General features: G+C 68.5%; 25 protein-coding genes. 11 read left to right on the forward strand and 14 right to left on the reverse strand.

Annotated features, from left to right (window positions below; genetic code table 11):
• Positions 1 to 88 precede the first annotated feature (88 nt).
• The 4 genes from P9849_RS11840 (at position 89) to P9849_RS11855 (ending at position 3,484) form a co-directional block, all read left to right on the forward strand.
• Positions 89 to 643 carry a TetR/AcrR family transcriptional regulator gene (locus P9849_RS11840; RefSeq protein ID WP_278266980.1) on the forward strand — a complete coding sequence of 185 codons (555 nt, stop codon included), beginning with the start codon at positions 89 to 91 and terminating at the stop codon, positions 641 to 643.
• Positions 644 to 746: 103 nt separating this feature from the next.
• Positions 747 to 1,139 (forward strand): hypothetical protein, encoded by a 393-nt coding sequence (locus P9849_RS11845; protein ID WP_278266981.1) that lies wholly within the window; start codon positions 747 to 749, stop codon positions 1,137 to 1,139.
• Positions 1,140 to 1,196: 57 nt separating this feature from the next.
• The gene (locus P9849_RS11850) at positions 1,197 to 1,568 is read left to right on the forward strand and encodes a hypothetical protein (RefSeq protein WP_278266982.1); all 372 of its coding nucleotides are present in this window, start codon (positions 1,197 to 1,199) and stop codon (positions 1,566 to 1,568) included.
• A gap of 362 nt (positions 1,569 to 1,930) precedes the next feature.
• A complete protein-coding gene (locus tag P9849_RS11855) occupies positions 1,931 to 3,484 on the forward strand; it encodes a hypothetical protein (protein WP_278266983.1) in 1,554 nt (517 codons plus the stop codon).
• 68 nt (positions 3,485 to 3,552) lie between these two features.
• Here the strand turns inward: P9849_RS11855 and ychF are convergent, their stop codons facing one another.
• A complete protein-coding gene (ychF, locus tag P9849_RS11860) occupies positions 3,553 to 4,638 on the reverse strand; it encodes a redox-regulated ATPase YchF (RefSeq protein WP_278266984.1) in 1,086 nt (361 codons plus the stop codon).
• Positions 4,639 to 4,716: 78 nt separating this feature from the next.
• Here ychF and P9849_RS11865 point away from each other — a divergent pair, with 78 nt between their 5' ends.
• Positions 4,717 to 5,913, forward strand: a complete 1,197-nt coding sequence (locus tag P9849_RS11865; protein ID WP_278266985.1) for a DNA recombination protein RmuC — start codon at positions 4,717 to 4,719, stop codon at positions 5,911 to 5,913.
• A 102-nt stretch (positions 5,914 to 6,015) separates the two neighbouring features.
• Here P9849_RS11865 and P9849_RS11870 read toward each other — a convergent pair whose 3' ends face one another.
• The 3 genes from P9849_RS11870 to P9849_RS11880 all read right to left on the reverse strand — a co-directional run bounded on the left by P9849_RS11870 (position 6,016) and on the right by P9849_RS11880 (position 10,434).
• Complete coding sequence (locus P9849_RS11870) at positions 6,016 to 6,861, reverse strand: PhzF family phenazine biosynthesis protein (protein WP_278266986.1); 846 nt, start codon at positions 6,859 to 6,861, stop codon at positions 6,016 to 6,018.
• 156 nt (positions 6,862 to 7,017) lie between these two features.
• Entirely contained in the window at positions 7,018 to 8,103 is a 1,086-nt protein-coding gene (locus P9849_RS11875) for a 4-hydroxy-3-methylbut-2-enyl diphosphate reductase (RefSeq protein ID WP_278266987.1), read from the reverse strand.
• A gap of 123 nt (positions 8,104 to 8,226) precedes the next feature.
• Positions 8,227 to 10,434, reverse strand: a complete 2,208-nt coding sequence (locus tag P9849_RS11880; RefSeq protein ID WP_278266988.1) for an MMPL family transporter — start codon at positions 10,432 to 10,434, stop codon at positions 8,227 to 8,229.
• Positions 10,435 to 10,565: 131 nt separating this feature from the next.
• Between P9849_RS11880 and P9849_RS11885 the strand changes: the two genes are divergently transcribed.
• The gene (locus P9849_RS11885) at positions 10,566 to 11,144 is read left to right on the forward strand and encodes a MarR family transcriptional regulator (RefSeq protein WP_278266989.1); all 579 of its coding nucleotides are present in this window, start codon (positions 10,566 to 10,568) and stop codon (positions 11,142 to 11,144) included.
• A gap of 16 nt (positions 11,145 to 11,160) precedes the next feature.
• Here the strand turns inward: P9849_RS11885 and P9849_RS11890 are convergent, their stop codons facing one another.
• The gene (locus tag P9849_RS11890; RefSeq protein ID WP_278266990.1) at positions 11,161 to 12,054 is read right to left on the reverse strand and encodes a hypothetical protein; all 894 of its coding nucleotides are present in this window, start codon (positions 12,052 to 12,054) and stop codon (positions 11,161 to 11,163) included.
• Between the two features lie 141 nt (positions 12,055 to 12,195).
• Between P9849_RS11890 and xseA the strand changes: the two genes are divergently transcribed.
• Together xseA and P9849_RS11900 are read left to right on the forward strand one after the other, a co-directional pair.
• Positions 12,196 to 13,557 (forward strand): exodeoxyribonuclease VII large subunit, encoded by a 1,362-nt coding sequence (xseA, locus tag P9849_RS11895; protein WP_278266991.1) that lies wholly within the window; start codon positions 12,196 to 12,198, stop codon positions 13,555 to 13,557.
• 1 nt (position 13,558) lies between these two features.
• Positions 13,559 to 13,783 (forward strand): exodeoxyribonuclease VII small subunit, encoded by a 225-nt coding sequence (locus tag P9849_RS11900; RefSeq protein WP_278266992.1) that lies wholly within the window; start codon positions 13,559 to 13,561, stop codon positions 13,781 to 13,783.
• Positions 13,784 to 13,853: 70 nt separating this feature from the next.
• Here the strand turns inward: P9849_RS11900 and P9849_RS11905 are convergent, their stop codons facing one another.
• From P9849_RS11905 to P9849_RS11920, 4 genes are all read right to left on the reverse strand, one after another.
• Positions 13,854 to 14,717: a polyphosphate kinase 2 family protein gene (locus P9849_RS11905; RefSeq protein WP_278266993.1), complete on the reverse strand. Its 864-nt coding sequence runs from the start codon at positions 14,715 to 14,717 to the stop codon at positions 13,854 to 13,856.
• Between the two features lie 51 nt (positions 14,718 to 14,768).
• Positions 14,769 to 15,989 carry a pyridoxal phosphate-dependent aminotransferase gene (locus tag P9849_RS11910; protein ID WP_278266994.1) on the reverse strand — a complete coding sequence of 407 codons (1,221 nt, stop codon included), beginning with the start codon at positions 15,987 to 15,989 and terminating at the stop codon, positions 14,769 to 14,771.
• A 28-nt stretch (positions 15,990 to 16,017) separates the two neighbouring features.
• A complete protein-coding gene (locus P9849_RS11915; RefSeq protein WP_278266995.1) occupies positions 16,018 to 17,016 on the reverse strand; it encodes an ABC transporter substrate-binding protein in 999 nt (332 codons plus the stop codon).
• 89 nt (positions 17,017 to 17,105) lie between these two features.
• On the reverse strand, positions 17,106 to 18,929 hold the full coding sequence (locus tag P9849_RS11920; protein ID WP_278266996.1) for a beta-galactosidase family protein: 1,824 nt from the start codon (positions 18,927 to 18,929) through the stop codon (positions 17,106 to 17,108).
• A 103-nt stretch (positions 18,930 to 19,032) separates the two neighbouring features.
• Between P9849_RS11920 and P9849_RS11925 the strand changes: the two genes are divergently transcribed.
• Entirely contained in the window at positions 19,033 to 20,073 is a 1,041-nt protein-coding gene (locus tag P9849_RS11925) for a pirin family protein (protein ID WP_278266997.1), read from the forward strand.
• Positions 20,074 to 20,091: 18 nt separating this feature from the next.
• Here the strand turns inward: P9849_RS11925 and P9849_RS11930 are convergent, their stop codons facing one another.
• The 4 genes from P9849_RS11930 to P9849_RS11945 all read right to left on the reverse strand — a co-directional run bounded on the left by P9849_RS11930 (position 20,092) and on the right by P9849_RS11945 (position 22,819).
• Complete coding sequence (locus P9849_RS11930; RefSeq protein ID WP_278266998.1) at positions 20,092 to 20,895, reverse strand: Fic family protein; 804 nt, start codon at positions 20,893 to 20,895, stop codon at positions 20,092 to 20,094.
• A complete protein-coding gene (locus P9849_RS11935) occupies positions 20,895 to 21,116 on the reverse strand; it encodes a hypothetical protein (RefSeq protein WP_278266999.1) in 222 nt (73 codons plus the stop codon). The genes P9849_RS11930 and P9849_RS11935 overlap by 1 nt, the downstream gene beginning before the upstream one ends.
• A 117-nt stretch (positions 21,117 to 21,233) precedes the next feature.
• Positions 21,234 to 21,791, reverse strand: coding sequence for a phosphoribosyltransferase family protein (locus P9849_RS11940; RefSeq protein ID WP_278267000.1), 558 nt, complete (start codon positions 21,789 to 21,791; stop codon positions 21,234 to 21,236).
• Positions 21,792 to 21,895: 104 nt separating this feature from the next.
• Positions 21,896 to 22,819, reverse strand: a complete 924-nt coding sequence (locus P9849_RS11945; protein ID WP_278267001.1) for a BadF/BadG/BcrA/BcrD ATPase family protein — start codon at positions 22,817 to 22,819, stop codon at positions 21,896 to 21,898.
• A 29-nt stretch (positions 22,820 to 22,848) separates the two neighbouring features.
• Here P9849_RS11945 and P9849_RS11950 point away from each other — a divergent pair, with 29 nt between their 5' ends.
• Positions 22,849 to 23,901 carry a nitronate monooxygenase gene (locus P9849_RS11950; RefSeq protein ID WP_278267002.1) on the forward strand — a complete coding sequence of 351 codons (1,053 nt, stop codon included), beginning with the start codon at positions 22,849 to 22,851 and terminating at the stop codon, positions 23,899 to 23,901.
• 62 nt (positions 23,902 to 23,963) lie between these two features.
• Positions 23,964 to 24,467 (forward strand): Lrp/AsnC family transcriptional regulator, encoded by a 504-nt coding sequence (locus tag P9849_RS11955; protein WP_278267003.1) that lies wholly within the window; start codon positions 23,964 to 23,966, stop codon positions 24,465 to 24,467.
• A gap of 46 nt (positions 24,468 to 24,513) precedes the next feature.
• Here P9849_RS11955 and P9849_RS11960 read toward each other — a convergent pair whose 3' ends face one another.
• Positions 24,514 to 25,746 (reverse strand): MFS transporter, encoded by a 1,233-nt coding sequence (locus tag P9849_RS11960; protein WP_278267004.1) that lies wholly within the window; start codon positions 25,744 to 25,746, stop codon positions 24,514 to 24,516.
• Positions 25,747 to 25,825: the final 79 nt, after the last annotated feature.

The following is a 25,825-nucleotide window of genomic DNA, read 5'->3' on the forward strand; positions in this document are numbered from 1 at the left end:
GCGTACACTAATCGGAGAGTTGCTCCGCTTAGAACTATACGGAGACACTCTCCGTTTTCGCAAGACTTTTCTCGAAGGAAGTGTTCAGGTGCGCGCTGACGCCCGTCGGAACCGTGACCGGATCGTCGAAGTGGCCCGGGAGCTGGCCCGCGCCAAAGGCTACGATGCGCTGACCATGGACGAGGTGGCCAAGAAGGCCGGCATCGGCGCCGGCACCCTCTACCGCCACTTCCCCACCAAGGACGCGCTGCACGACGCCGTCATCGAAGCCTGGGCGGACAAGGTCAACGCCGCTGCGGACGCCGCCATGGAGGCGCCGGGAACCCCGCGGGAACGGCTCGCCCTGTGGCTCCGGGAGTACACCGCGATGCTCACGGCACACCAGGGCGCCGCCGCGCGGATCACCGCCTCGCTCGGAGTGGCCGGGTCCCCGTACGAGGCCAAATGCCAGACCTACATGCAGGCCAACCAGAGGGTCATCGACGCCCTCGGGCCCGATCTCCGGTCCGATGCGGAAGCCCTGCAGATGTGCCGCCTGGTGGGTGGCGTGGCCGCCGTCGCCGACAACAGCAGCCTGCCTCCGGAAGCCGTCACCGCCATGCTCGACGTCCTCGCGGACGGACTCCTGGCGCCGCGCACCTGACACTCCCGCGCATCTGCGCCGACGTGGTTACCATGAGCGGTGTACGCCCGCCGGGGTTCCGGCGGACATCACCGCAGTGACCCTATGAGGCCAGGAAACGACCATGACGGAGACGTACCCGATTCAGGAGAGGGTCGAGGCCGCCCTCGGGGCCGAGCGTGCCGACCGGCTGCTCACCGCGCTCGACAACTATTCGAACCAGCCGAACGCCGTCAAAGGCGCGGCCAAGAGGCCGAGCGACCCTGAGGTCGAAGCGGTCGCGCATGCGGCGTTCGCGGCCGCCACTGCCCAGGAGATCAACCTGGAACTGGACTCGATCGGCATGTGGGGCTTGCTGACGCTCGCCGCCCGCGCGGGCGTCACGATTCTGGACAGCCTGCCCCCGGGGCGCGTCGACAGCCCGAAGGTGGCCTCGATCAGGCGCGCGACGGCGAAGCACCTCAAGGGTCTCGCGGAGGCCGCGGCGGCGGGCCCGGCGGCTGGTTCAGCGGACTAGTCTGATGACCCGATCCGCAGGACCGGCACACGGTCCCTGGAAGACAAAGGAGACCGCATGGCCGGCACATCACGCGGGCAGCTGAACTTCCTGGTGCTCGGCCACTCGCCCGAGGGCGCCACCGGCTGGCCGCACCCGGTGTCGATCAGCGTCTACCCACGCGGTGAGAGGACCCTTCTCAACTTTTCGATGGGCCCTCACATCGCCAACGCCGGCGGACAAGTGGCGGTCACATGGGTGATCCTCGACGGCGCGCTGAACGAGAGCTTTGCCGAGGAATTCGACGCCTGTGACGCCCGCTGGCTCGTGCCGCACCTTGCACGGCTCGCATCGGGTGACGAGGTCACTGGAGGCGAACTCATCAAGGCCTACCGGGCGAAGTTCGGGCGACCGCCGAAGACGGAGCTGTCCGCCGACAACACCTTCTGAACGGAGACGATTCCGGGTCCGACCGGTTCCCCTTCGCACCGTGGTCACACAGTGAAGCGGCACTGCACCGTGTCGTCGTCGAGCACGATGTCTTCGCGCCCTTCCCAGCGGTCCTCCCACCCGATAGAATCCGTTCAGCAATCCGGCCGTACGGTATTTTTTGGGGGACCATGGCACACGTGCCCAGCATTCGGCGTCGAGGGCTGAAAGCTCTCTTCGCGGTGACCACAGCGATCACTCTGTGTAGCGGATTGGTCACCCCCGTGGCCTCTGCGAATGCTGAGGAATCGTCCACCCCCGAGGTCAGCAGCACATCGGTTCCGTCGGCGACGCCCTCCCCGACGGAGTCCGCCACGGACCCGGTGACCACTGACGCACCGACCGCCACGCCGTCGTCGGAGCCGACACCGTCGCCCTCCCCCAGCGACACGGCCACCGTGGCACCCACTCCGCTTCCAAGCGCCACACCGACGCCCGTCGCCATCGGCGACAAGTTCGCCACGTGGTACCGGTATTACGAGATCCCACCGCGGTTCGGCAAGCCGGTCACCGCACAGGTGTGCGCGTCCGCCACCTTCTGCACGCAGGAGTTCGAAGACGGCACCGCCTACTGGAACACCAGCGTCGGAGCCCATGGGGTCTCGCGGACGACGGCGGTGGGCGCCAAGTACTTCGAAGGCGGCGGATACGCGAAGTACGGCATGCCGGAAGGCGACCTCACGGACTACCGGTGGACCGAACCCGGTCTCTCGGTGCCCGGTTCCGACCAGCAGGTGTTCCAGAAGGCCGTCATCGTCGCGCCCGACGGAGCCGCCGCCTTCGTGCTCGACCGCAGCCAGCCGATCGTTCAGTACCTGCAGCCGCGCGGCTCCACCAGCAGCGGCGTCCGCTGGCTGTCCCCGGTGCAATGCGGCCTCGCCCAGGGAGGCTGCACTGCGCGGTTCGTGGGCTACGCGAACAGCGTGAGAAACAACGTCATCGTCCAGATGTACTCGCTGGGGACCTCGGTCCGAGGCTCCATCGCGGTCGGCAGCCCCGAGTGGACGCGCTGGCGGGCTCTCGGCGGCGAAGCAGGCCAGGCGGCCGGCTATCCGCTGTACTCGACGTGCGACCTGACGTACGCGGTCGGCTACTGCAAGACGACGTTCCAGCACGCCTCCATCTACACCAAGGGGACGTCGCTCGCGGTGGTCCGGGGAGCGATGTTCCGCTGGGACGGCGACAGGGTCAACGTCGGTCTGTACGGGGCGCCGCTGTCCGACGAGCGGTGCGGTCTGCCCCAGAAGGGCTGCAGCCAGGAATTCGCCCGTGGAACCGTGATGTGGACACCCACCACAGGCGCCCAGCCCGTCGCCGGCGCCATCCGCACCAAGTGGCGGTCCCTGGGCGGCGAGAAGGGCTACCTGGGGTATCCCACCGCCGTCGAACAGTGCTTCGGACTGATCGTGAACTCCGTGGACAAGTCGGGCTGCTACCAGCGCTTCCAGCACGGCATGATCTGGTGGTCGAAGGCGAGCGGCGCACGTGCCGTCCGGGGCGCGGTCCTGGGCGCTTACCAGCGCGCCAATTACGTGTGGGCGGACTACAAGTCGTCGGCGTACACCGGAAAGTCCCTGGGCTACCCGATCGGCGATGAGCAGTGCACGGCCCCGGGCCGCGGCTGCTACCAGTGGTTCCAGAACGGGATGATCTGGTGGTCCCCCACGACCGGCGCCCAGCGCGTGATGGGACCGAACGCGAAGGTCTACCAGTCCCTGAAGTGGGCGTGGGGCCGGCTGGGATACCCCACCACGGAGGAGAAGCCGCTGCTCATGGGCCGGACCTACCCGAACAACGTCTGGGGTTCCCGGCAGTTCTTCCAGCACGGATACCTCACCTGGCATCCGCGCTACGGGGTCACGGTCACGTACCGCTGACGGCAGACATCTGAACAACAGGAAAGGCCCCGGCAGCCGAAGCTGCCGGGGCCTTTCCGTGCGGAGAACTACACGTTGAAGCGGAACTCCACCACGTCGCCGTCGGACATGACGTATTCCTTGCCTTCGATGCGGACCTTGCCGCGGGACTTCGCCTCAGCCATGGAACCGGCGTCGACCAGGTCCTGGAAGGAGACGACCTCCGCCTTGATGAAGCCGCGCTGAAAGTCGGTGTGGATCACGCCGGCGGCCTGCGGGGCGGTGTCACCCTGGCGGATGGTCCAGGCACGGGCCTCCTTGGGACCTGCGGTGAGGTAGGTCTGCAGGCCGAGGGTGTGGAAACCGACGCGCGCGAGCTGGTCCAGGCCGGACTCCTCCTGACCATTCATCTCCAGCATCTCGCGGGCCTCCTCCTCGGAGAGCTCCACGAGGTCGGACTCCAGCTTGGCGTCGAGGAAGATGCAGTCGGCCGGCGCGACCAGGGCGCGCAGTTCGGCCTGCTTCTCCTCGCTGCCCAGGATGCCTTCGTCGGCGTTGAAGACGTAGATGAAGGGCTTGGCCGTGAGCAGGCTCAGTTCCTTGAGCTTGTCCAGGTCCAGCTTGTCCGAGGCGATCGAGGAGAAGATGGTGTCGCCGCGCTCGAGGACGGCCTGGGCGGCCTTGATGGCGTCGAGTTCGGACTGCTCGCGCTTGCGGGCGCGGATGTCCTTCTCCAGGCGCGGGATCGCCTTCTCGATGGTCTGCAGATCGGCGAGGATCAGCTCGGTGTTGATGGTCTCCATGTCGGAGCGCGGGTCGACCTTGCCGTCCACGTGGATGACGTCCGGGTCATCGAACACGCGGACCACCTGGGCGATGGCCTCGGCCTCGCGGATGTTGGCGAGGAACTGGTTGCCCAGGCCTTCACCCTCCGACGCGCCCTTCACGATGCCGGCGATGTCCACGAAGGACACGGTGGCCGGCAGGATCCGCTGGCTGCCGAAGATCTCGGCGAGCTGGGTGAGGCGCGGATCCGGGAGGTTGACGACGCCGACATTCGGCTCGATCGTCGCGAACGGGTAGTTCGCTGCGAGGACCTGGTTGCGGGTCAGTGCGTTGAAGAGCGTTGACTTGCCAACATTGGGAAGTCCGACGATGCCGATAGTAAGAGCCACGGTCAACCATCATACCGGGAACCGCCCCTCGGCCCGCCGCCGCCATTAATGTCAGTCCCCCATGGCACAGTGAAAAGCATGGAAAACATCCTGCTCGTCCTTCTCGCTCTGCTGCTCGGACTCGCCGCCGGTTTCCTCTGGGGACGCTCCCGGAACGACGACGGCGCGCCCCTCCTGCGCGCCCAGCTGCGGGATGCGGAACAGCAGCTGGGCCTCAGCCGCGAATCCCTCGCCGACGCCCGGGCGCGGGCTGAACTGCTCGAACGCCAGAACAGTGCCCTCAGCAGCCTCGACGAGCAGGAGAACACCGTCCTGCATGCGCTGGCGCCCGTGGCCGAGAAACTCGCCGCCGTCCAGCAGCACGTCGCACTCCTGGAACGGGACCGGCAGCACCAGTTCGGGCAGCTCTCCGAGCAGCTCCAATCGGCGCGTCAGGTGGAGGCGGCACTCCTCGAGAGCACGCATTCACTGGCGTCGGCCCTCAAGAACAACGCCAGCCGCGGACGCTGGGGAGAAGTCCAGCTCCGTCGGGTGGTCGAGTCCGCCGGTCTGCTGGACCACGTGGACTTCCACGAACAGTTCAGTTCGGTGTCCGGTGACGCGGCGGTCCGCCCCGACCTCGTGGTGCAGCTGCCCCAGGGCAAGTACCTGGTGGTGGATTCGAAGGTGCCGCTCAGCTCCTTCCTGGAAGCCCAGGAGAACGGAGCCTCCTCACCGGAGCGGAGGAACGACCTCCTGAAAGCCCACGCCAAGGCTGTCCGGGCCCACATCGACGCCCTCGCGAGCAAACGGTACTGGGATGCCGTCCCCGCCAGCCCGGAACTCGTGGTCTGCTTCCTGCCCGCGGAGTCGTTCCTGGCCGCAGCGCTGGAAGCCGACGGCAGCCTGCTCGACTACGGCTTCAGCAGGAACGTCGCCCTCGCCTCCCCCGCCACCCTGATGGCGCTGCTCAAGGCCGTCGCCGTCACGTGGCGGCAGGAGCTCCTGACCGAGAACGCCAAGGACCTCTACGACCTCTCCCAGGAGCTGTACACCCGCCTGGGAACCATGGGCGGCCACATCTCCAAGATGGGCACGTCGCTGAAATCGAGCGTGGAGAACTACAACCGCTTCGTCGGCACCCTCGAGACCCGGGTCCTGAGCACCGCCCGCAAGATGACGAGCCTGAACCTCGGCGACGCCGAACAGTTCAGCACCCCGGCCACCATCGAAACGACGCCCAGGGTGCTCACCTCAGCGGAGCTCCTCGACGAGGAAGACCGGGCCGCCTCCTGACGGCGAAGCCCACGAGGCCAAGCCCACGGACTTCAGCCCACAGGCCTCAGCCCGCGGGCCTCAGCTTGCGGGCCCCAGCCCACGGAACCCAATCCGCAGCACTCAGCCGCGGTACTCGCCGCTGAAGACCACTTCGGCGGTGCCGCCCACCCACAGCTCGCCGTCGACGTCCTTGAGGTGAATGCGGCCGTCCCGGCCCATGCAGCCGCCCTGCCGGTTGGTGAACGGAGGCGTCGCGCGACCGGTCTCGATCATCCACTGGGACGCCGACGCGTTGAGGCTGCCGGTCACCGGGTCCTCCATCAGAGGGCCGCCGATCCCGTCGGAGAAGAAGCCCCGCACTTCGAAAGCGTCCTGGTCGCCGTCCGGGCACGGACCGAGGACACCGATGTCCCATCGTCCGGGATGACGGCTCGCATTCGGCTCAAGGCCGACCACGGTGCGGTCGTCGGCCAGGAGGACCCCCACCCACCCGGGCCCGTTGTCGATCCACCGGGCTTCGACGACGTCCTCGCGCTCGACGCCCAGGATCTCCACCACGTCCTGCAGGTAGGGTTCCTCGACCTCACCGCCACGGATCAGACCCGGGGCGGCGAAGGCGAGCAGCCCCTCTTCCTCACGGACCTGGATCAGACCGGCGCCACACTCCTGCACGATGACCCCGGGCGTCTTCGGCACCCCACCGGCGTCCAGCCAGGCGCGTGCCGTTCCGAGCGTCGGGTGGCCGGCGAAGGGACACTCGGAACCCGGGGCGAAGATCCGGACCCGGTAGTCGGCCTCATCGGTGGTGGGCGGCAGGACGAAGGTGCACTCGGACAAGTTGGTCCAGGCGGTGAAGCGGACCATCTCCTCGGTGGTCATCCCCTCGCCGTCGAGCACCACGGCCACCGGGTTACCACCCAGCGCCGTCGTGCCGAAAACATCCACTTGCCTGAATCGCCTGCTCATCCTTCGAGGCTATCAGCCGGCAGAGGCTGGGATGGACCGGCTTCCCGGGCATCAGCGCAGGTCAGAGGGGCTTCTTCCGCGCCGTGGCGAAACAGGAAAACCCCCTGCATCACGCAACGGTGATCCAGGGGGTTTCAGCCGGCGAACGCTGGGAGGTCAGCTCAGGGGCCGGTTGCCACGGCCACCCAGGGCCCGGCTGGAATCGCCGGCCGCCTTGAGGGTCGCCCGCAGTTCCTTGGGAAGAGAGAACAGCAGGTCCTCCTCGGCCGTCACGACTTCCTGGACATCGCCGTACCCGTAGTCGGCCAGCAAGCGCAGGACGTCCTGCACCAGGACCTCGGGGACCGACGCTCCGGACGTGACGCCGACGGTGGCCACGCCTTCGAACCATGCCTCATCGACCTGGTTCGCGTAGTCCACGCGCTCGGACCGCTTGGCGCCGTACTCCAGGGCCACCTCCACGAGACGGACCGAGTTGGACGAGTTCGCCGAGCCGACCACGATCACGAGGTCCGCCTGCGGGGCGACCTTCTTGATGGCCACCTGGCGGTTGGTGGTGGCGTAGCAGATGTCGTCGCTGGGCGGATCCTGCAGGGTGGGGAATTTCTGCCGCAGCAGGCGCACAGTCTCCATGGTCTCGTCCACGCTCAGTGTGGTCTGCGAAAGCCAGATGACTTTGTTCGGATCCCGGACCGTCACCTGGTCAACTTCGTGCGGCCCGTTGACGATCTGGATGTGCTCAGGCGCCTCACCCGCGGTGCCTTCGACCTCCTCATGACCTTCGTGGCCGATGAGCAGGATGTCGTAATCATCCTTCGCGAAGCGGACGGCCTCGCGGTGCACCTTGGTCACCAGGGGGCAGGTGGCGTCGATCGTCCGCAGGCCACGGTCCTCGGCGGACTGGACCACGGCCGGAGAAACACCGTGAGCGGAGAAGATGACCAGGGCGCCCTCGGGCACCTCGTCGTTCTCCTCCACGAAGATGGCGCCCTTCTCCTCAAGGGAGGTCACGACGTGCACATTGTGGACGATCTGCTTGCGGACGTACACGGGAGGGCCGTAGTGCTCCAGCGCCTTCTCGACGGCGATCACCGCGCGGTCCACGCCGGCGCAGTAACCACGCGGCGCGGCGAGCAGGACCTTCTTCGGAGCGGCCACCGGCGCAGCGGCCTCCACCTCCTCGCGGGTCCGGCGCTTGCGCGGGATGGAGGGCATGGGCACTGAGATGGCGGCCGAGGTCATGACATCCATTCTACTGAACCGGACCCGGCCTCCGGGGGTGAGCTGCGTCCCAGCCAACCCCCGGCGCCGAGGTCGTGCCGTTCCCGGTCCCCCATCGACCGTGAACGGCGCGTCCCGCAGGTGTCACGGCTTCCGCGACCAGCGCGACGGCCACCAGATCCACCGCCCCAGCTCATACCCGACCGCAGGCACCAGCAGTGACCGGACCACGAAGGTGTCCAGCAGCACTCCGAAGGCCACGATGAAAGCGATCTGGGCCAGGAAGAGGATCGGGATCACGCCCAGCGCCGCGAAGGTCGCCGCCAGCACCAGGCCTGCAGAGGTGATCACACCGCCCGTCGCCTTCAGCCCGCGGAGCAGCCCCTCCCGGGAGCCGTGCTTCTTCATCTCCTCCCGCACCCTGCTCATGAGGAAGATGTTGTAGTCGATGCCGAGCGCCACGAGGAACACGAACCCGTAAAGGGGCACCGACGCGTCCGCTCCGGGGAAGTGCAGCACGTGGTTGAACACCAGAGCCGAAACCCCCAGCGCGGCGCCGAAGGACAGCACCGTGCTCAGGATCAGGAGCAGCGGAGCCACGATCGAGCGCAGCAGCAGACCCAGGATCACGAAGATGACTCCGAGCACCACGGGAATGATGAGATTCCGGTCGTGGACCGAGGCGGTGTTGGTGTCCAGGGCGGTGGCGGTCACGCCGCCGACCAGGCTCCCCGGGACCTCCCGGCCGACCGCGCTCCTCAGCGCCACCACGGTGTCCTCCGCGGCCTGCGAGTCCGGGGCGTCCCGAAGCGTCGCCTGGAGCAGCACACGGCCGTCGGCCTCGGTCGGTGTGGCGCTGGTGGCCTGGGGAGCACGATTCGCCGGCTTCTCCCCCGGCGGGGTCCACGGAATCGACCCGCCCGGGGCGTCCTTGGAACTCACGCTCACCGACTGGACTCCCGGCTCCCGGGACGCGACGGCGGCGGCATCGGTCCAGCGGTCCGCGGGAACGACCAGCAGCGCGGGGCTGCCCGACCCTCCGGGGAAGTGCTCCCCCAGGGCCTTCTGACCGTCACGAGCTTCGGACTTCCCCAGGACGAGATCCGACTGCGGCACGCCGGACGCCTGCAGCCCGCCCAGCCCGAAGCAGGCAGCGACCAGGAGCACCACGGTGCTGCTCCAGATCAGTCGCGGACGACGCCGGATGGCCACGGCGAGGCGGTCCCAGACGGTCCGGCGCGTGGTCGCCGAGTCCGGGTCGGCGTCGTCGTCCACGGCACGCGGGCGGCGCGGCCAGAACGCGGCCCTGCCCATGACGTAGAGCAGCGCGGGGAGGAACGTCAGGGCCGACAGCATGGCGAAGACGATTCCGATGGCCGCCACCGGACCCAGGGCGCTGTTGGACTTCAGATCACTGAGCAACAGGCACAGCAGGCCCGCGATCACGGTTCCGCCGGACGCCGCGATCGGCTCAAGGGAACGGCGCAGGGCCGTGCGGGAGGCTGCCCAGCGCTCGTGGCCTCGGGCCAGCTCGTCCCGGTAGCGTGACACGTAGAGCAAGGAGTAATCGGTGGCCGCACCGATGACCAGGATGAACAGGATGCCCTGCGTCTGGCCGTTGAGCAGCAGCACGCCGGCCTTCGCCAGCCACCAGACGGTCAGCAGGGCCACGCACAAGGCGAAGACACTGCTCAGCAGCACCGCCAGCGGCAGCAGGAAGGAACGGTAGACCACCACCAGGATGATCAGCACGGCGATCAGGGAGACCGCCAGCAGCAGCCCGTCGATCCCGGAGAAACCTTCCAGCAGATCCGCGGTGAACCCGGCGGGTCCGGTCACCTGGACGGTGATCCCGGAGGGCGTGTTCTGACGCAGCTCCTGGCGCAGCTCTTCGACCACGGCGCCGACCTCGGATGTCGAGTCGATGCTCACGAACGCCTGAACGGCCTTCCCGTCCTCCGACGGGATCGCCGGGGAGATGTCCCCCGCGACACCCTGACGCCCTTTCAGGTCCTGGAGGACCGCGGTGATCTTCGCGCTCTGGTCCCGGGTGAGCGCGGAGTCCGCGGTGAACAGGACGATGGCGGGAATCCGGTCAGGCTCGTTGAACGCGGGCAGCAGTTGCTGGACCTGAGTGGCTTCCGCCGACGACGGCAGGTAGGTGGTCTGGTCGTTGGACGAGACCTCGTCCACCTTGCCGAAATACGGTCCCCCGATGCTTCCGGCCACGAGCCAGCCGACGATCAGCAGCGCCGGCAGGAAGATCCTGATCCAACGAGCCGGAGTCTTCGGGGAGCCCGTGGACGGGGGCGCCGCCACCTCCCGGGGAGATTGTTCCTGGGTCCGCTGCATTCTCATGTCCTGCCCTCGTCATCCCGATGGAAAGTGTTCCGGTTCGGTCACCAACATACTTCCATCACCTTGTTTCTAGCCAGGCTAGCAATTAGACAAGTTGAAAGAAAGCCAAGGAGTAAACTTGAGGGATGACTTTTCCTGGCGACGAGGAGGGCCTCGGACCCGCGTCCATGTATCACGCCGAGACCGCCGATCCGCACGAGGAACTGGTCGACCGGTCGGGGGTGTCCCCCGAGGACCTCCAGCAGATCAACCGGGTCATGGAGGCGCTGGCGGCACTCCGGACGGCGGAGAACGAGCTGTCGGACGCCTCCCGCCGCTACATGAAGCTCAATGAGTCGGATATGCGGGCGCTGCACTACCTGATCGTGGCGCGCAATCAGGGCATCGTTGCCACCCCGGGCGGCATCGCGACGCACCTGGGGATCTCCACCGCCTCGACCACGAAGCTCCTGGACCGGCTGGAGCGAGCGGGACACGTGCTGCGACAGGCCCACCCCAGCGATCGCCGGGCCCTGGCCATCACCGTCACCGAGGAGACCCGCGCGGCGGCGATGAACACGGTGGGCCGTCAGCAGGCGCGCCGGTTCGGCGTCGCGGCGGGCCTCGCGCCGGCCGAGAGGGAGGTCGTCATCCGCTTCCTGCAGGAGATGGCCCGGGAGATCACCCCGTCACCGGAGATCTGGGAGTCCGCCACGGCGGAGTGAGCCGCCGGCGGGACCGTCAGCGGCCGGGCAGGAATCCGTCGTCGTAGTCATCGTCCGCGCGCGGGGCGGAGGCGCCGACCCGGCGGATCTCCTTCCGACGGCGGACCGACTCGATCACGATGCCGGCCAGGAATCCGGCGAGCCCGGCGATGACGAAGGCCCAGAAGGTCTGATCGACCTGCGCCGTGACGACATCGCCGACCCGGGTGAGGACCACTCCTTCGAGTTCACCGCTCATGCGCTGGCCCAGGACGGTGACGCCGGCGAACGTGACCACTTTCCAGATGACGGCGATGACCACCGCGCCGACGCCCGCCACCATGAGGAATGCGCCCCGCCGTCGTGCGCTGACCAGGGCCAGAAGGAACGCGATGACGGCGCCGACGGTCAGCGGAGTGCCGTACGGCGCGACCTTGAGAACGGGTTCGATCATCTGGCGCTGGCTCAGGTCGCCCATGCTGATGAGCGCGACCTTGGGGCCTGCCACCTTGACCGGGAGCTTCTTGTTCGCCTCCTTCACCACGAGGTCCACCAGCGGCGCGACGTCGAGGGTGAAGGCGGTCGTGGAGGTCTTCGACTCCGCGCCGATGGTGAGGGCGTGGCTCCGCTCGAGGGTGGCGTTCCAGGCCTCGGGATATCCCGGGAGGTCGAACATGCCGTTCGCCGCGGCGGTCACGGCCTTGCTCACCACGGAATCGATCTGCTCCGGAACCGGGACTTCGGCCGCCACGCGCCGTCCGATCGCCGTCGCGAGATCCCTCTTGAACGAGTCGTCCTGGCCGAGCGGACTCATGGTCTGCACGAATCCCGCCCGGTCCACGACATTCTTGTCCAGCCACAGCACGGGACCCGCGATCAGGGTCAGGACGAAGGACAGGATGGCCGCGAGGACGGCGATGGTGGTACGCACCGTGGCCTTTCTATGGGCGGGGAAGCGGGGCGGAGGAACCCGCGGGTGGGTCGCCGGGGTCACCAGCCAGTCTAGTCGGCACGAAAATGTCCTCGCTCCTCGATAGGGTGAAGGAAGGAATGGCGAGAGTGAGGAAAGCACATGAGTGAACCGCAGGACAGCCTTGCGGCTCTGCCCGCCACCGCGGGCGAGACCTCCCCGGACAACCCCTGGCCTCTACGGCTTTTGTCGGAGAAGCTCAAGGCCCACATCGACCGGACGCCCATGGCGTGGGTCGAAGGCCAGATCATCGAGCTGAACCACCGCGGCAGCGCCTCGTATCTGACCCTGCGCGACGTGGACGCCGAAGTATCGCTCCCGGCGTCCATCTGGGCGAACAACCTCAATCGGCTGGACGCCACCCTGGAGCGCGGCTCCCGCGTGGTGGCCCAGCTCAAGCCGGAGTTCTGGCTCAAGACGGGCCGCCTCAACATGTCCGTGCGGGACATCCGCCCCGTGGGCCTCGGGGATCTGCTCGCCAGGATCGAACGGCTGCGGCAGGCGCTGGCCGCCGAGGGCCTGTTCGCCGACGAACTGAAGCGTCCCCTCCCCTACCTGCCGCACCGGATCGGGCTCATCACCGGCCGGGACTCGGACGCCAAGAAGGACGTGCTCCGCAACGCCGCGCTCCGCTGGCCGGCGGTCGAGTTCGACGTGCGGGAGGTCGCCGTCCAGGGCGTCACGGCCGTCGGTCAGGTCACCGCCGCCCTCCTCGAGCTGGATGCCGACCCCGACGTGGACGTCATCGTCATCGCGCGCGGCGGCGGTTCCCTGGAGGACCTACTCCCGTTCAGCAATGAGGACCTCATCCGGGCCGTGAGCCGCGCGACCACGCCGGTGGTCAGCGCCATCGGCCACGAGGCGGACCAGCCCCTGCTGGACTACGTGGCCGATCTCCGTGCCTCGACCCCCACCGATGCCGCCAAGCGGATCGTCCCGGACGTCGCCGAGGAACTCGCGGGTCTCGCTTACGCCCGGGATCAGATGCGCCGCGTCATCCACCAGCGCGTGGACCGGGAGTCCGAGCGTCTGGAACAGCTCCGCTCGCGCCCGGTGCTGGCGCAGCCCCTGACCATGGTGGACTCACGGGCCGAGGAGCTCCGGCGCCTCCGCCAGACGTCCACGACGGCGCTCACCTCCGCCCTTGCGCGCGGTCAGGATCAGATCACCCACCTCCGGGCTCAGCTGCTCGCGCTCTCCCCGCAGAAGACACTGGACCGCGGGTACGCCGTCGTGCATCTGGAGGGCGGGAAGGATTCCGGGGCGATCGTCCGGGACCCGGCACAGACCGAGGGTGGGCGGGACCTGCTCATCCGCGTCGCCGGAGGCAAGTTCACGGCACAGGCGACCACCCCGGCGTCGTCCGGGACCACCGCCCGCGCCCGCAAGACCACGCAGCAGCACAAGACCACCCGACAGGACAAGACCGGAGGCGACACCGCTTCCCAGGACGTGAGGAACTGACATGGCCGAGAAGACCACCACCGCACCGGACGTGACCGCTCTCAGCTACGAGGAGGCCCGCGAAGAACTGCTCCTCGTGGTGCAGCGTCTCGAGGCCGGTGGAAGCACCCTGGAGGATTCGCTGGCGCTCTGGGAGCGCGGAGAAGCCCTTGCCGCCCGCTGCGAGGAGTGGCTGGAGGGCGCCCGCGCCCGGCTCAAGGCCGCCCAGCCGGACGCCGAGGCCTGACCCGGCAGCGGTCAGCCGACCGCTCCCTTCGGGGGAACCACGCTCAGGGCGCCGGCCCGGGCGGGTCCCCTCAGGAGGCCTCGACCGCGGCGATCTGCTCGGCCACGTCGAAGTCGGCGGCCGGCCACTGCGGATCGATGTCCTCCAGGGCGTCGATGAGCAGCTGCTGGACGGCGATGCGGGCGTACCATTTCTTGTTCGCCGGGACCACGTACCACGGCGCCGCCGCAGTGGACGTCCTCTCGAACATGGCCTGGAAGGCGGCCTGGTAGTCCTCCCAGAACCCGCGTTCCTTCAGGTCCCCGGTGCTGTACTTCCAGTGCTTGGCCGGATCCTCCAGCCGGGCGAGAAGGCGTTCCTTCTGCTCGTCCTTGGAGATGTGGAGCATCACCTTGACCACGCGCGTGCCCTCCGCGATCAGGCGTTCCTCGAACTCGTTGATGGCGGCGTAGCGGCGTTCCAGCTCGGCGCCATCGGCCCAGCCGTGCACCCGGTGGATGAGCACGTCCTCATAGTGGGAGCGGTCGAAGACACCGACCATGCCGGCTCCGGGCACCTCCTTCTCGATGCGCCACAGGAAGTCGTGGGACTTCTCCTCCTCCGTGGGGGCCTTGAACGCCTTCAGACGCACCCCCTGCGGATCCATCGCGCCCACCACGTGGCTGACGATGCCGCCCTTGCCCGCGGTGTCCATGGCCTGCAGCACCAGGAGCACCCGATCCGGGGCGCCGCCCTTGGACGCCGCGAACAGCCGCTCCTGCAGACCCGACAACAGGGCGTCCTGCCGCTCGAGGTGTGCGGCGCCGTCGCTCTTCCGGCCCGGGAATCCCGGCGATGAGTCCGGATCGACGTCCGCGAGGGCGAAGCCCTCCTTCACCTTCAAGGTCTTCGCCGGATCTTTCGTGAAGTCCACCAGGCTCTTCTTCGACGCCATGTTCCATTCCTTCCCCAGGGATGTGCGGGCTGTTGACTGACCGGAGGTCGGTCAGTTGCCGGGATACCGGCTCAGGAAATCGGCCATGCGCCCGATCGCCTCTTCGATGTCGGGGACCGCAGGTAGTGTGACCATCCGGAAGTGATCCGGGCGGACCCAGTTGAACGCACGGCCGTGCGACACCAGGATCTTCTGCTCCCGCAGGAGGTCCAGGACGAACTTCTCGTCATCCCGGATGTGATAGACCTCAGGGTCCAGCTTCGGGAACAGGTACAGCGCGCCGTGGGCCTGTTCCGTGCTGACGCCCGGAATGGCGTTGAGCAGCTCGTACGCCTTGTTCCGCTGCTCGAGGAGCCGGCCGCCGGGCAGGATCAGATCGTTGATGCTCTGATACCCGCCGAGGGCGGTCTGGATCGCGTGCTGCCCGGGGACGTTGGCGCACAGACGCATATTGGCCAGGAGGTTGATGCCCTCGAGGAAGTCCTTGGCGGCGGCCTTCGGGCCCGAGATGGCCATCCAGCCCGCCCGGTACCCGCAGATGCGGTACGCCTTGGACAGACCGTTGAAGGTGAGACAGAGGACGTCGTCGCCGGCGATCTTGGCCGTGTTCACGTGCACGGCATCGTCGTAGAGGATCTTCTCGTAGATCTCGTCGGAGAAGACCACCAGGCCGTGCTTGTCCGCGAGCTCGACGATCGCCCGGACGGTGCGCTCGGAGTACACCGCGCCCGTGGGGTTGTTCGGGTTGATGAGGACGATGCCCTTGGTGCGCTCGGTGATCTTGGACTCGAGGTCCGAGATGTCCGGCGCCCAGCCTTCTTCCTCCACACAGAGGTAGTGGACGGGGCGGCCGCCCGCGAGGCTGACGGACGCGGTCCACAGCGGGTAGTCCGGGGTCGGGATCAGGATCTCGTCGCCGTCGTTGAGCAGCGCCATGAGGGAGAGCGTGATGAGCTCGCTGACGCCGTTGCCCAGGTAGATGTCATCGACGCCGATGTTCTGGATGCCGCGGGTCTGGTAGTACTGCGAGACGGCGGTGCGGGCGGAGAAGATGCCACGGGAGTCGCTGTAGCCCTGGGCATGGGGCAGATGGCGGATCATGTCCACCAGAATCGCGTCCGGCGCTTCGAAGCCGAAGGGCGCCGGATTGCCGATGTTCAGCTTCAGGATCTTGTGACCCTCGGCCTCCATCTGCTGCGCAGCCTCAAGGATCGGTCCCCGGATGTCATAGAGGACGTTGTGAAGCTTGGTGGACTGCTTGAATTCTGCCATTCACCAAATATGCCATATGACACAGCCTCTACCCTGTGATCCCCCTCTCTTTCAGCCAGGAGAGGGCGACTTCGTGGGGTGTGCGGGCCTGGTCACCCCGGATGGCCCGGTTCATGGTCACCAGATCGTCCGCCGTGAGGGTCCGCGAGACATTGTTGACGGCGTCCCGGGCACGCTCCGGCAATGCAGCCTCGTCCACCACGGGCACGACCTGCTCCGGCAGCAGCGCCTTGCGGTTGTCCTCCAGGACCACCAGATCGTTGTCCACGATCGCGGGATCGGTGCTGAGCAGGACCGCCACCTGAGCCTCGTCCTCGAGGAGCGACTTGAGCGGCTGCGGAAGGGTGGCATTGGGCTGCGCGTCGGAATTCGGCAGCGACGGTCCGCCGTCCGGTCCGCTCGTCATGCCGTAGGTGATCACGCGCTTGGGCGTGCAGGAGTACGCGGTCTTCAGGGCCTGAGAGCCGTAAAGCCCTCCGCTGAAATCCGCCGCCGCGGCGAACACCGTCTGCGCGCAGACCTTCCCCAGGTCCTCCAGCGTCCTGAGCTGATACTTCTCGGCCGTCACCTTGGTGACGGCCACGACTTCGCGGTCCTGAGCGCCCGAGGCGTCCAGGACGGCCAGTGGCTTGCGCAAGGCGGCGTTGATCCCGGTCTTCACCGCATCGTCGCCCGTGTCCTTGGTGGTGCCGCCCAGTGCTTCCAGGAGGCTGCCGGTGTAGGCCGGGACCAGTTGCACCCGGCCGGAGCGAAGGGCTTCCAGCGTCGCGGCGCGTCCGCCGACATTGAGCTTGGCGCTGCTCGGCACCCCGGCCGAACGGATCGCGCCCGAGTACAGCTCGGCGAGAAGCGCGCCTTCCGCCGTGTCCAGCGCACCGACGACGACGGGCCGCTGGGGCGCGCCGCTCGTCACGGCCGGACTCGGGGCGGGCTGGCCGGGCGCGCAGGCGGTGAAGGCCGGCAGGCAGGCCAGAACGGCTGCGGCCATCACGGTCCGGACGACGGCAGACGGACGCATCGGGGCCATGGGGGCACTCCTTCGAGGGGGCGTTCTGGACGGTGCGAGAGCCTGTCCAGCATATCCCGCGGCCTCGCACCGATCCTGGGTGCTCCGGCTCAGGCGAGTTCGGCCTCCGTGAGGACGTCCACGCGGGTGGCCCCGAGCTGCGGAGCCTCCCGGAGTTCCACCGTGCCGCCGCTGACGCCGAGCTCCAGCATGTGCACCGTGTTCCGACCGGCCTTCACGAGCGGCGCCGGCACGTACAGGGTCTCCTGCGGCCCGATCTCCCAGTACCGTCCCAGCAGGAACCCATTGATCCAGACGAAGCCCTTGGTCGAGCCGGGCAGCGCGAGGTACGTGTCCGCCGAGATCTCCGCCTCGAAGTCAGCGGTCGCCAGCTCAGCCAGGTCCTCCTGGCCGAACCGCGACGGGTCGACCACCAGGTGCTCCCAGCCGAGCGTGAAGCGCTGGTTGACCAGGACCCCGCCCAGCAGGCCCTTGCGCTGACCGGTGTGCGGGCCGTAATTGATGCGACCCACGTTCTCCACGAGGATCTCCAGCACCACCTCGCGACCGTGGCCCAGCACGGCCAGGCCCGCCGCGCCGGTCGTATCGTCCAGGATGCCCACCGGTTCGCCGTCCACCCAGATCTGAGCGCGGTCGTGGAGCTCAGGCAGCTTGAGGAGGCACTCCTGGGGAGCGTCCTCGCGGCCCGGGAGGACCGCCGTCGCGCGGTGGAAGAGCAGACCGTTATGGTGGCCGATCTCCTCGAAGCTCAGCGGCCGCTCGCTCGGGTGATGCTCTCCGGCCTCGACGGCGGAGTCGAGCCCCGCGCGCAAGGCGTCCAGGAGCGGCAGACGGGCCGGGGACAGCTCCAGGGTGCGCGCGGGCAGCACCGGCGCCGGTTCCAGGAGCGCCGCCGGGATGGCCGGCCACTCGTCGTCGGCCAGGCCCTGGGCGCGCAGGAATTCGGCGCGGATGGCGTGGAACTTCTCGGTGAGGGCGCCGTTCTCGGCGATGGGGGCGTCGGAGTCGTAGCTCGTCACGGTCGGCTGGATGCCGCCGTCCTCGTTCGCTCCCGCGCCGAGTCCGAAGTTCGTCCCGCCGTGGGCCATGTAGACGCAGAGGGAGCCGCCGGCGTCGAGCATCGTGCGGATCTCAGCCGCCGCTTCACTGCCCGGACGCACATGGTGGGCTTCGCCCCAGTGATCGAACCAGCCACCCCAGAATTCGACGTTGAAGAACGGCTCGGCGGGCCGGCGGCGCTTCCACACCTCGATCGCCTCGGCGCCGCGGGACCCCAGCGTGGCGGTCGCCCAGATCTCCGGGACGGCGCCGCCGTCGAGGTAGTAGTCGCTGCCGCCGTCCGCGGTGAACAGCAGTTCGGTGATGCCGCGCTCCCGCAGCGCCTCGGCGCTCCAACGGATGTACTCGGCGGAGTCCCCGTAGCTGCCGTACTCGTTCTCGACCTGGACCGCGACGACGGGCCCGCCCTGCGCCGCCTGCCGGCTCGCGATGACGGGGACCAGATGGTCGAGCCATTCGCCGACAGGCCCGGTGAAGCGCGGATCGGTGGAGCGGAGCATGATGTCGGGGGTCCCGGTGAGCCAGGACGGGAACCCGCCGTTGTCCCATTCGGCACAGATGTAGGGTCCGGGGCGGACGATCACGTCCAGGCCGAGTTCGCCCGCCAGGTCGATGAACCGGCCCAGATCCCGCCAGCCGCTGAAGTCCGGGGCATCCTCACGCCGCTCCTGGTGGAAGTTCCAGGCGACGTAGGTGTCCACGGTGTTGGCGCCCATCGCCTTCAGACGTGCCAGACGGTCCTCCCACAGCTCGGGGTGAACGCGGAAATAGTGGATGGCGCCGGCCAGGATGCGGTGCTCGCGGTCGCCCTTGAAGAGGCGGGCATCGCGGTAGCTGAGAATCGGAGTGGGCATGGGACCAGTCTAGAAGTGGCAGCACACTTAATCGATACAAAATAAACAATTACGCACACATGATCCCACTGCCCGGCCCGCTCCGGCGGCGTAGAGTGGCGCTGTGACCAACCTCGACCCGTCCCCGGATCAGCAGGCCTGCCCGGCCCGGACCACCGTGCCGGAACCGTGCCTCGAACTCTGGCCTGAGCGCGCCGTGCCCCTCGGCGGAATCCGTGCGATCACCGTCCAGCGGACACTCCCCCTCAAGGACCTCCCCACCATCGGGGCGTGGTGCTTCCTGGACCGGTTCGGACCGGGCCGTGTCGCCATGACCGTGCTGCCTCACCCGCACATCGGGCTGCAGACCGTCACGTGGCCGCTGAAGGGCGAGATCCGCCACCGGGACAGCCTCGGCAGCGATGTGACCGTCCGCCCCGGGGAGCTCAATCTGATGACGGCCGGGCGCGGGATCGCCCACTCCGAGTTCACCTGCCTGGACGGCGATGAGATCCCGGTCCAGGAAGGCCTGCAGTTCTGGGTGGCGCTGCCCGAGGAGCACCGGCACCGCGAACCGGCCTTCGAACAGCATCAGGACCTGCCCGTCGCCGAGGGTGAGGGCTGGGAGGCCACCGTCGTGATGGGGTCCCTGGCGGGCGTCGCCTCCCCTGCGAGCGCGTTCAGTCCCCTCGTCGGGGCTCAGGTGGACGCCGCAGGCTCCGCGATCATCCCACTGGATCCGGGCTTCGAGCATGCCCTGCTGGTCATCGACGGGACGCTCACCGTCGAAGGACAGTCCCTCGAGCCGGGTCCCCTGCTCTACCTCGGTGGACAGCGCACGAACCTGACCGTCGACGCCGGACCCGGCGCCCGCTTCTTCCTCCTGGGCGGCGAACCGCTCGGCGAGGACCTCCTCATGTGGTGGAACTTCGTGGGCCGGAACCACGAGGAGATCGTGCAGGCCCGGGACGACTGGGAAGCCAGCGGCGCCCTCTACACGGACGACGGCGCCGAGCCCACGGCCGCGGAGATCGCCGGGTCACGCTTCGGCTGGGTCGCGGGTCATCAGGGAGGCGCGACCGCCGCGGCACAGGCGGAAGTCGGACACATCCCGGCGCCTCCGCTGCCCGGTGTGACGCTCAGGCCGCGCGTGCGGCGGCGCTGAAGGCCGCCGTCGTCGCGGTCAGGGGTCCTGCCGCTCTTCTCCGTAGCCGTGATACCGCCGGTGCTCCGCTTCGTCATGGCGAGCCCTGAGGGCGTCCGGGCTGGTGAAGCGTCCGGACGGACTCCTGCGTGAGATTTCGCGCATCGCCTGGATGGTGCGATTCGGAACGGGGGTGGTGCGGCCGACCGAGGCCGCCCGGAAGACGGCGACCGCCTCCGTCGCCCGGGGCATGAACTCACCCCGGGCGGGCAGGGTCGCCTGGGTCATGGCGTCCCAGGCGTACCGGCTCACCCTGTCGAAGTCGAACTCGAACCTGCTGAGGGTCGAGATCTCATGCAGGACGGCCATGATCATCCGCCCGTTGCCCGTGCGGAAGGGGCGCACGTGGTTGAGCCCCGCGAAGAGGATCGACGCCATGCGCACGAAGCCGTCGAGATCGATCCTGCGCCAGTCCGTGGTGGCCGCCGTGCACAGGACAGGGCGGAGATGGGTCCTCAGTAGATTCCTGTCCGGGAAGACGATGTCCCCCGCGGCGAGGTTCACGGTCCGCAGTTCCCCGGCCCACGCGTAGGTGTCCTGGAACAGGTGCCGGTGGACGTCCTGCAGGTACGAAGTGTCCGGTTCGAGCGGTATCCGGACCACGCCCTGCAGCAGCTGCCGGAACCGTGCGGTCGCAAGTTCCGACTCGACCGTGGCGAGGGTGGCAAGGTCCCGGATCCCGTGGAGATTCTGGAACACCGCGCGGCCCGTGGCCGGGTCACAGGTCTCCGGATAAATGTACTCCTCCTGCGCAACGGCCTCCGGGCCGGGCAAAGTGTCCATCACTGAACTCCTGCTCGCCGCAACACCCGGTCTCTGAACTCAGAGAAGCTGATCTCACTCCGGGCGCGGGCCGCGATGTCATGAACGAGGTCCGCCGTCGGCTCGACGCCCTCATGCCAGGAGGACACGAGGGCCTGCTCCAGGGCATGCGCCTGCAGCGCGCTCAGGCCGTCGAATGCCTCGAGCCACCGCTCCCTGGCGTTCAATCGCTGGTCATCCATTACGTGCTCCTTCGGGTCCTCTCCACAAGGTACGCCGTGACACCGACAAGGGAAAACAGGGCGATTGACCGCGATCTCACGTCGTCACCTTCAGAGCGCGGATCGGCGTGACAGCGGTCAGAGGTCCCGGCTGTGAAAGACGGCTTTGAGGTTCAGCTGCCGCCTCAGCCGTGGCTCCTTGAGATTGTCGATCAGGACCGAAGCGCCGAGCCAAGTCGCTCCGATGGTTTCGACGAGGCGCTGCAATGCCAAGAGTTGACCGCCGCTGTCGATCAGGTCGTCGACAGCGAGCACGCGGTCACCGGGACGGATCAATCCCTTGGGAAGACCCAGCTCGAGATGCCGGTCCTTGTAGTCGGGCGGGCTGGTGACGGTGATCCACGGATCAGTGTCGAAGGACGGCGCAGCGTCCTTCCGAACGGGGCAGAAGCCCACCGACAGGCTCGTGGCCGCAAGCACACCGGTGATGTAACCGCTGGCGGACGGACCGATGACGACCGTTGGTCCGGCTTCTCGAAACGGCGCCGCGAGCAGATCGCCGACCGTTCCCACGATGTCCGGGTCCCGCCACCAGGTGTACAGATTGAAATACTGGTTTCCGGTGCCGGGACTCGTCTTCCACGCGAAGGATTCCGCCATGCGCCGGCGGAGGTCGTCTGGTCCGTCGGAATGCATGAGGTGAATCATAGATCAGAGCCCTCGTCCGACTGCGGCGAGCGAGCCCCGGCTTCCACAGCGCGAGCGCGCTCGAACCACCAGCACCAACCGGCAGAAGGCCCCTACCCCGCCGTGAGCAGCGCGACGGCTCCGAAGACCGGCTCCTGCTCGAGCACACGGACGTCGTGGTGACCGCGGGCGGCCAGGCCCTCGCGGAACGGCACCGAGATCTCCGGGACGTGCTGACCCAGGCCGCCGCCGAGCACCACGGGGCCTTCGATGCCGAGGTTGTCCAGGACGCCGAGAGCGAGGGTCGTGAGTTCGTCCGCGGCGCGGCGCAGGATGTCCTTGGCCCCTTCGTTGCCGCCCCGCGCGGCGTCCACCACCACGCGGCTCCGCTCCGCCCAGTAGCGGCGGCCCTTGTCGGGGTGATGGAAAGCGGCGATCAGCCCGGCGACGTCGGGCGCTCCGACCGACTCGCACAAGGCCACGGCGAGCGCATCGGCTTCCAGGCCCGAGTTGAAGCGGCGCAGCGAGTGCCGTACCGCCTCGCGGCTCAGCCAGTAACCGCTGCCCTCGTCCCCCAGCAGATAGCCCCAACCGCCGAAGCGGGACTCCCGGCCCGAGATGTCGCGGCCCCAGGCCGCGGTGCCGGTCCCGGCGATGACGGCGACGCCGGCCGTCGCACCCGCGGCGGCCAGGAGGAGAGCGGAGTCGTGCACCACGGTGATGTCCGCACCCGGGACGTGCGGCTGGATGAGGGACGCGAGGGCGTGCTTGTCCTGTTCGGTGTCGACGCCACCCGCACCGACCACCACGCGCGTGACGGCCGTCGGAGCGAGTCCGGCGAACAGCTCGGCGAAAGCCTGCCGCGCGGCGTCCTCGCTGACGTTCTGCACATTGGCGCTGCCCACGGTCAGATCACCGGCGATGCGACCGTTCCGCAGCAGCACGCCGCGGGTCTTGGTGCCTCCGATGTCGATGGCCACGGCTTCGTGGGAGGCGGTCTCGGGCAGCTCGGTGGCAGGATGGCTTGGAGTAGTCACGAGTCCAAGGGTACGCAGGAGGAAACCCCATGTCAGGAACCCACGACGGCATGCCGCTGCCGTCCCGCGTGATCGCCGCTCCCATGGCGGGAGGAACCAGCAGCACCGCGTTCGTGAGTGCCGCGCTGGACGCCGGAGCCATGGGATTCGTCGCCGCCGGCTACCGGAGTGCCGCGGAGCTCGGCGCTCAGCTCGAGGAGATCGAGGCGCGGTCCTCCGCGCTGGACGGAGCTCCGTTCGGGGCGAACCTGTTCGTTCCGGACCCGGCGCCTGTCGACCCGCAGGCCGTGCTCCACTACGCGGAGGCCCTGTGTCCCTGGGCTGACCGCCTGGGGGTCGCGGTGCCCGAGCCGGTCCTCGACGACGATGACGACTGCCCCGCCAAGATCCGCCTGCTGCTGGAGCACCCGGTCCCGGTGGTCAGCTTCACCTTCGGCCTCCCGTCCGCCGAGGACGCCCAGGCGCTCCAGGCCCGCGGCAGCCGACTCTGGGCGACGGTGACCCACCTGGCGGAGGCCGAAGCTGCGGTCGCTCTCGGCGTCGACGCTCTGGTGGTCCAGCACGAGAGTGCGGGTGGTCATTCGGGCCGCTTCCTTCCGGGCGAACCGCCTGCAGCCGGCGACGCCGCGGGCCTCGTCGCCGAGCTGGCCCGGCACGTCGCTCTGCCTCTCATCGCCGCCGGGGGCATCATGACGCCCGCGGACGCCCGTGCGGCGTACGACGCCGGGGCCTCCGCGGTGCAGCTCGGCACCGCGCTGCTGCGGACGCCGGAGTCCGGGGCGCGCCCGCTGCACAAGGACGCCCTGGGCGACGCCCGCTTCGTCGCGACCCGCATGACGAGAGCCTTCACGGGACGACGGGCCCGCGGTCTCGAGAACGCCTTCCTGCGCGAGTATGACGCGCTCGCACCGGACGCATATCCCGCCGTCCACCACCTCACCGCGCCACTGCGCGCCGAGGCCGCCCGGCAGGGACTCGCGGACGGCCTGAACCTCTGGGCCGGCACCGGCTGGCGACAGGCGTCCACCGCCCCGCTGCGCGAGGTCCTGGCGCCATTCCTCAGCGTCGCATCCGAGCGCTGATCCGGCATTTCGCGAATCGCCGCCCCGCCGTATCATGTAGTGACATTCGAAGCGGAGGAACAATGGCCGATTCAGCGAAGAATCTTCGCAATCCAGGGGCTACTGGCGAAACCTTGGACGACGTGGACCGGAAAATCATCCGGATTCTTTCGGAGGACGCCCGCATCTCCAACAAGCAGCTGGCCGAGGACGTGGGCATCGCACCCTCGACGGCGCTGATGCGGACCAGGACGCTTCAGGAACGCGGCATCATCAAGTCCTTCACCGCCGAACTCAATCTCGCCTCGATCGGCCGCAGCGTCCAAGCGCTGATCGCCGTCCGCCTCCGGGCGCACGACCGCGATCAGATCGATCAGTTCACCGCGCGCGTTCCACGTCTCCCCGCAGTGCTGTCCACCTTCCACACCTCGGGCTCGGTGGACTACCTCCTGCACATCGCGGTGGCCACCACGGAGGAACTCCGCGACTGGGTCCTGGACAACCTCGCCACCGACCCGGTGGTCGGGCACACCGAGACCACCCTGGTGTTCGAGCACATGGACGGGAACTCGGGCCTGCTGGATTGAGGGGCGGCCCGACCGGGGCTGTGGGCGTTCAGGCACCCTGTCCCCCTCAGACCCGGCGAGAACCGCGCAGGGACGCGAGGGCCAGGAGGAACGCTGCGACGGCGGCCAGGATCGCGAAGGCGGTGACCGCCGTCGTCATCCCCCAGACCGCGGCGGCAAGGCCAAGGCCGAGCACCGGCACCGCGCTCCCCAGGTAGGTCACCACGTACACCGTGGACACCATCTGCGCGTGCTGGGTCGGTGACACGGCCATCGCCGCACGGTTGAACACGGTCCGGAAGGACAGGCCCTGTCCGAACCCGGCCGCCACCGAGGCCACCACCAGAAGCCACAGCGCGGAGGTGTTGCTCGCCCAAGCGGTCAGGAGCATCGAGAGTCCGAGCACCGTGAGTCCCACGGGCACGGTCGCCTTGCCGGAGAACCCGGTGAGCTGGCTCAGCGCCGAGGCGCCGAGGGAGAGACCCGCCAGGACCCCCACCAGGGGAAGGGAATTGAGGTGCATCCCCTGGGCGAAGAACCCAGGAGCGAGGGAGAGCTGGAATCCGAAGATCGCGAAGCTGAGGAATCCGACCAGCGCCGCGAGCCAGAAGGGCCCGCGGGCCTGGGACGGCACCCCGAGCCGCCGAGGGGCGAGGGCCCTATGGTCGAAGCCGTGCTCGGCACGCATGATGGCTGGACGGGCCTTGATGAGCCAGAGCGGCACGAGAAGAAGCGCCAGCACCACCATCTGCACGACGAACGGCGCGGTCCGTCCACCGGGAAGCAGGGCCAACAGGCCGCCGATGGCCGGCCCGGCAGCGACTCCACCGGACGACGAAAGCAACGTGAAGCGGGAAGCCCATTCCGGGCGGGTCGGCAGGAGTTCGCGCAGGGCCGCGGCGCTGGCTCCCGTAGCGAGCGCGATCGAGACGCCCTGGAGCACCCGCCCGCCGCACAGCATCAGCAGATTCTGTGCCAGCCCGAACACCGCGGTGCCGGCTAGCCCAACCACCACCGAGACCACCAGGGCGGCGCGCCGACCGATGTGGTCGGACCAGTGGCCGGCGAGCACGAGGGTGGCCACGAGGGCGATCACGTAGCTCGAGAAGGCGACCGTCGTGCCGAAGGGACCCAGGGCGAGCTCGGCCTGCAGGGAGGGGTAGAGCGGGGTGGCCAGATTGGCTCCGACCAGGAGCACGAAGATGACCACGCCGGACAGCACCAGGCGGGCCGTGGTGGACGCTTCCCAGCCCCATTCACGGGCGGCCGGGCGCATACGCAGTTCACTGATGACGGTCATCGGGATCTTCCTCGCGGCTGTGGACGGTGGGTGTGCCGTCGCGAAGCTCTCAGGCCCTGGGTTGAGGCCTGTTCAGATC

The organism is Arthrobacter sp. Y-9 (assembly GCF_029690065.1).
Taxonomy (GTDB): Bacteria; Actinomycetota; Actinomycetes; order Actinomycetales; family Micrococcaceae; genus Arthrobacter_E.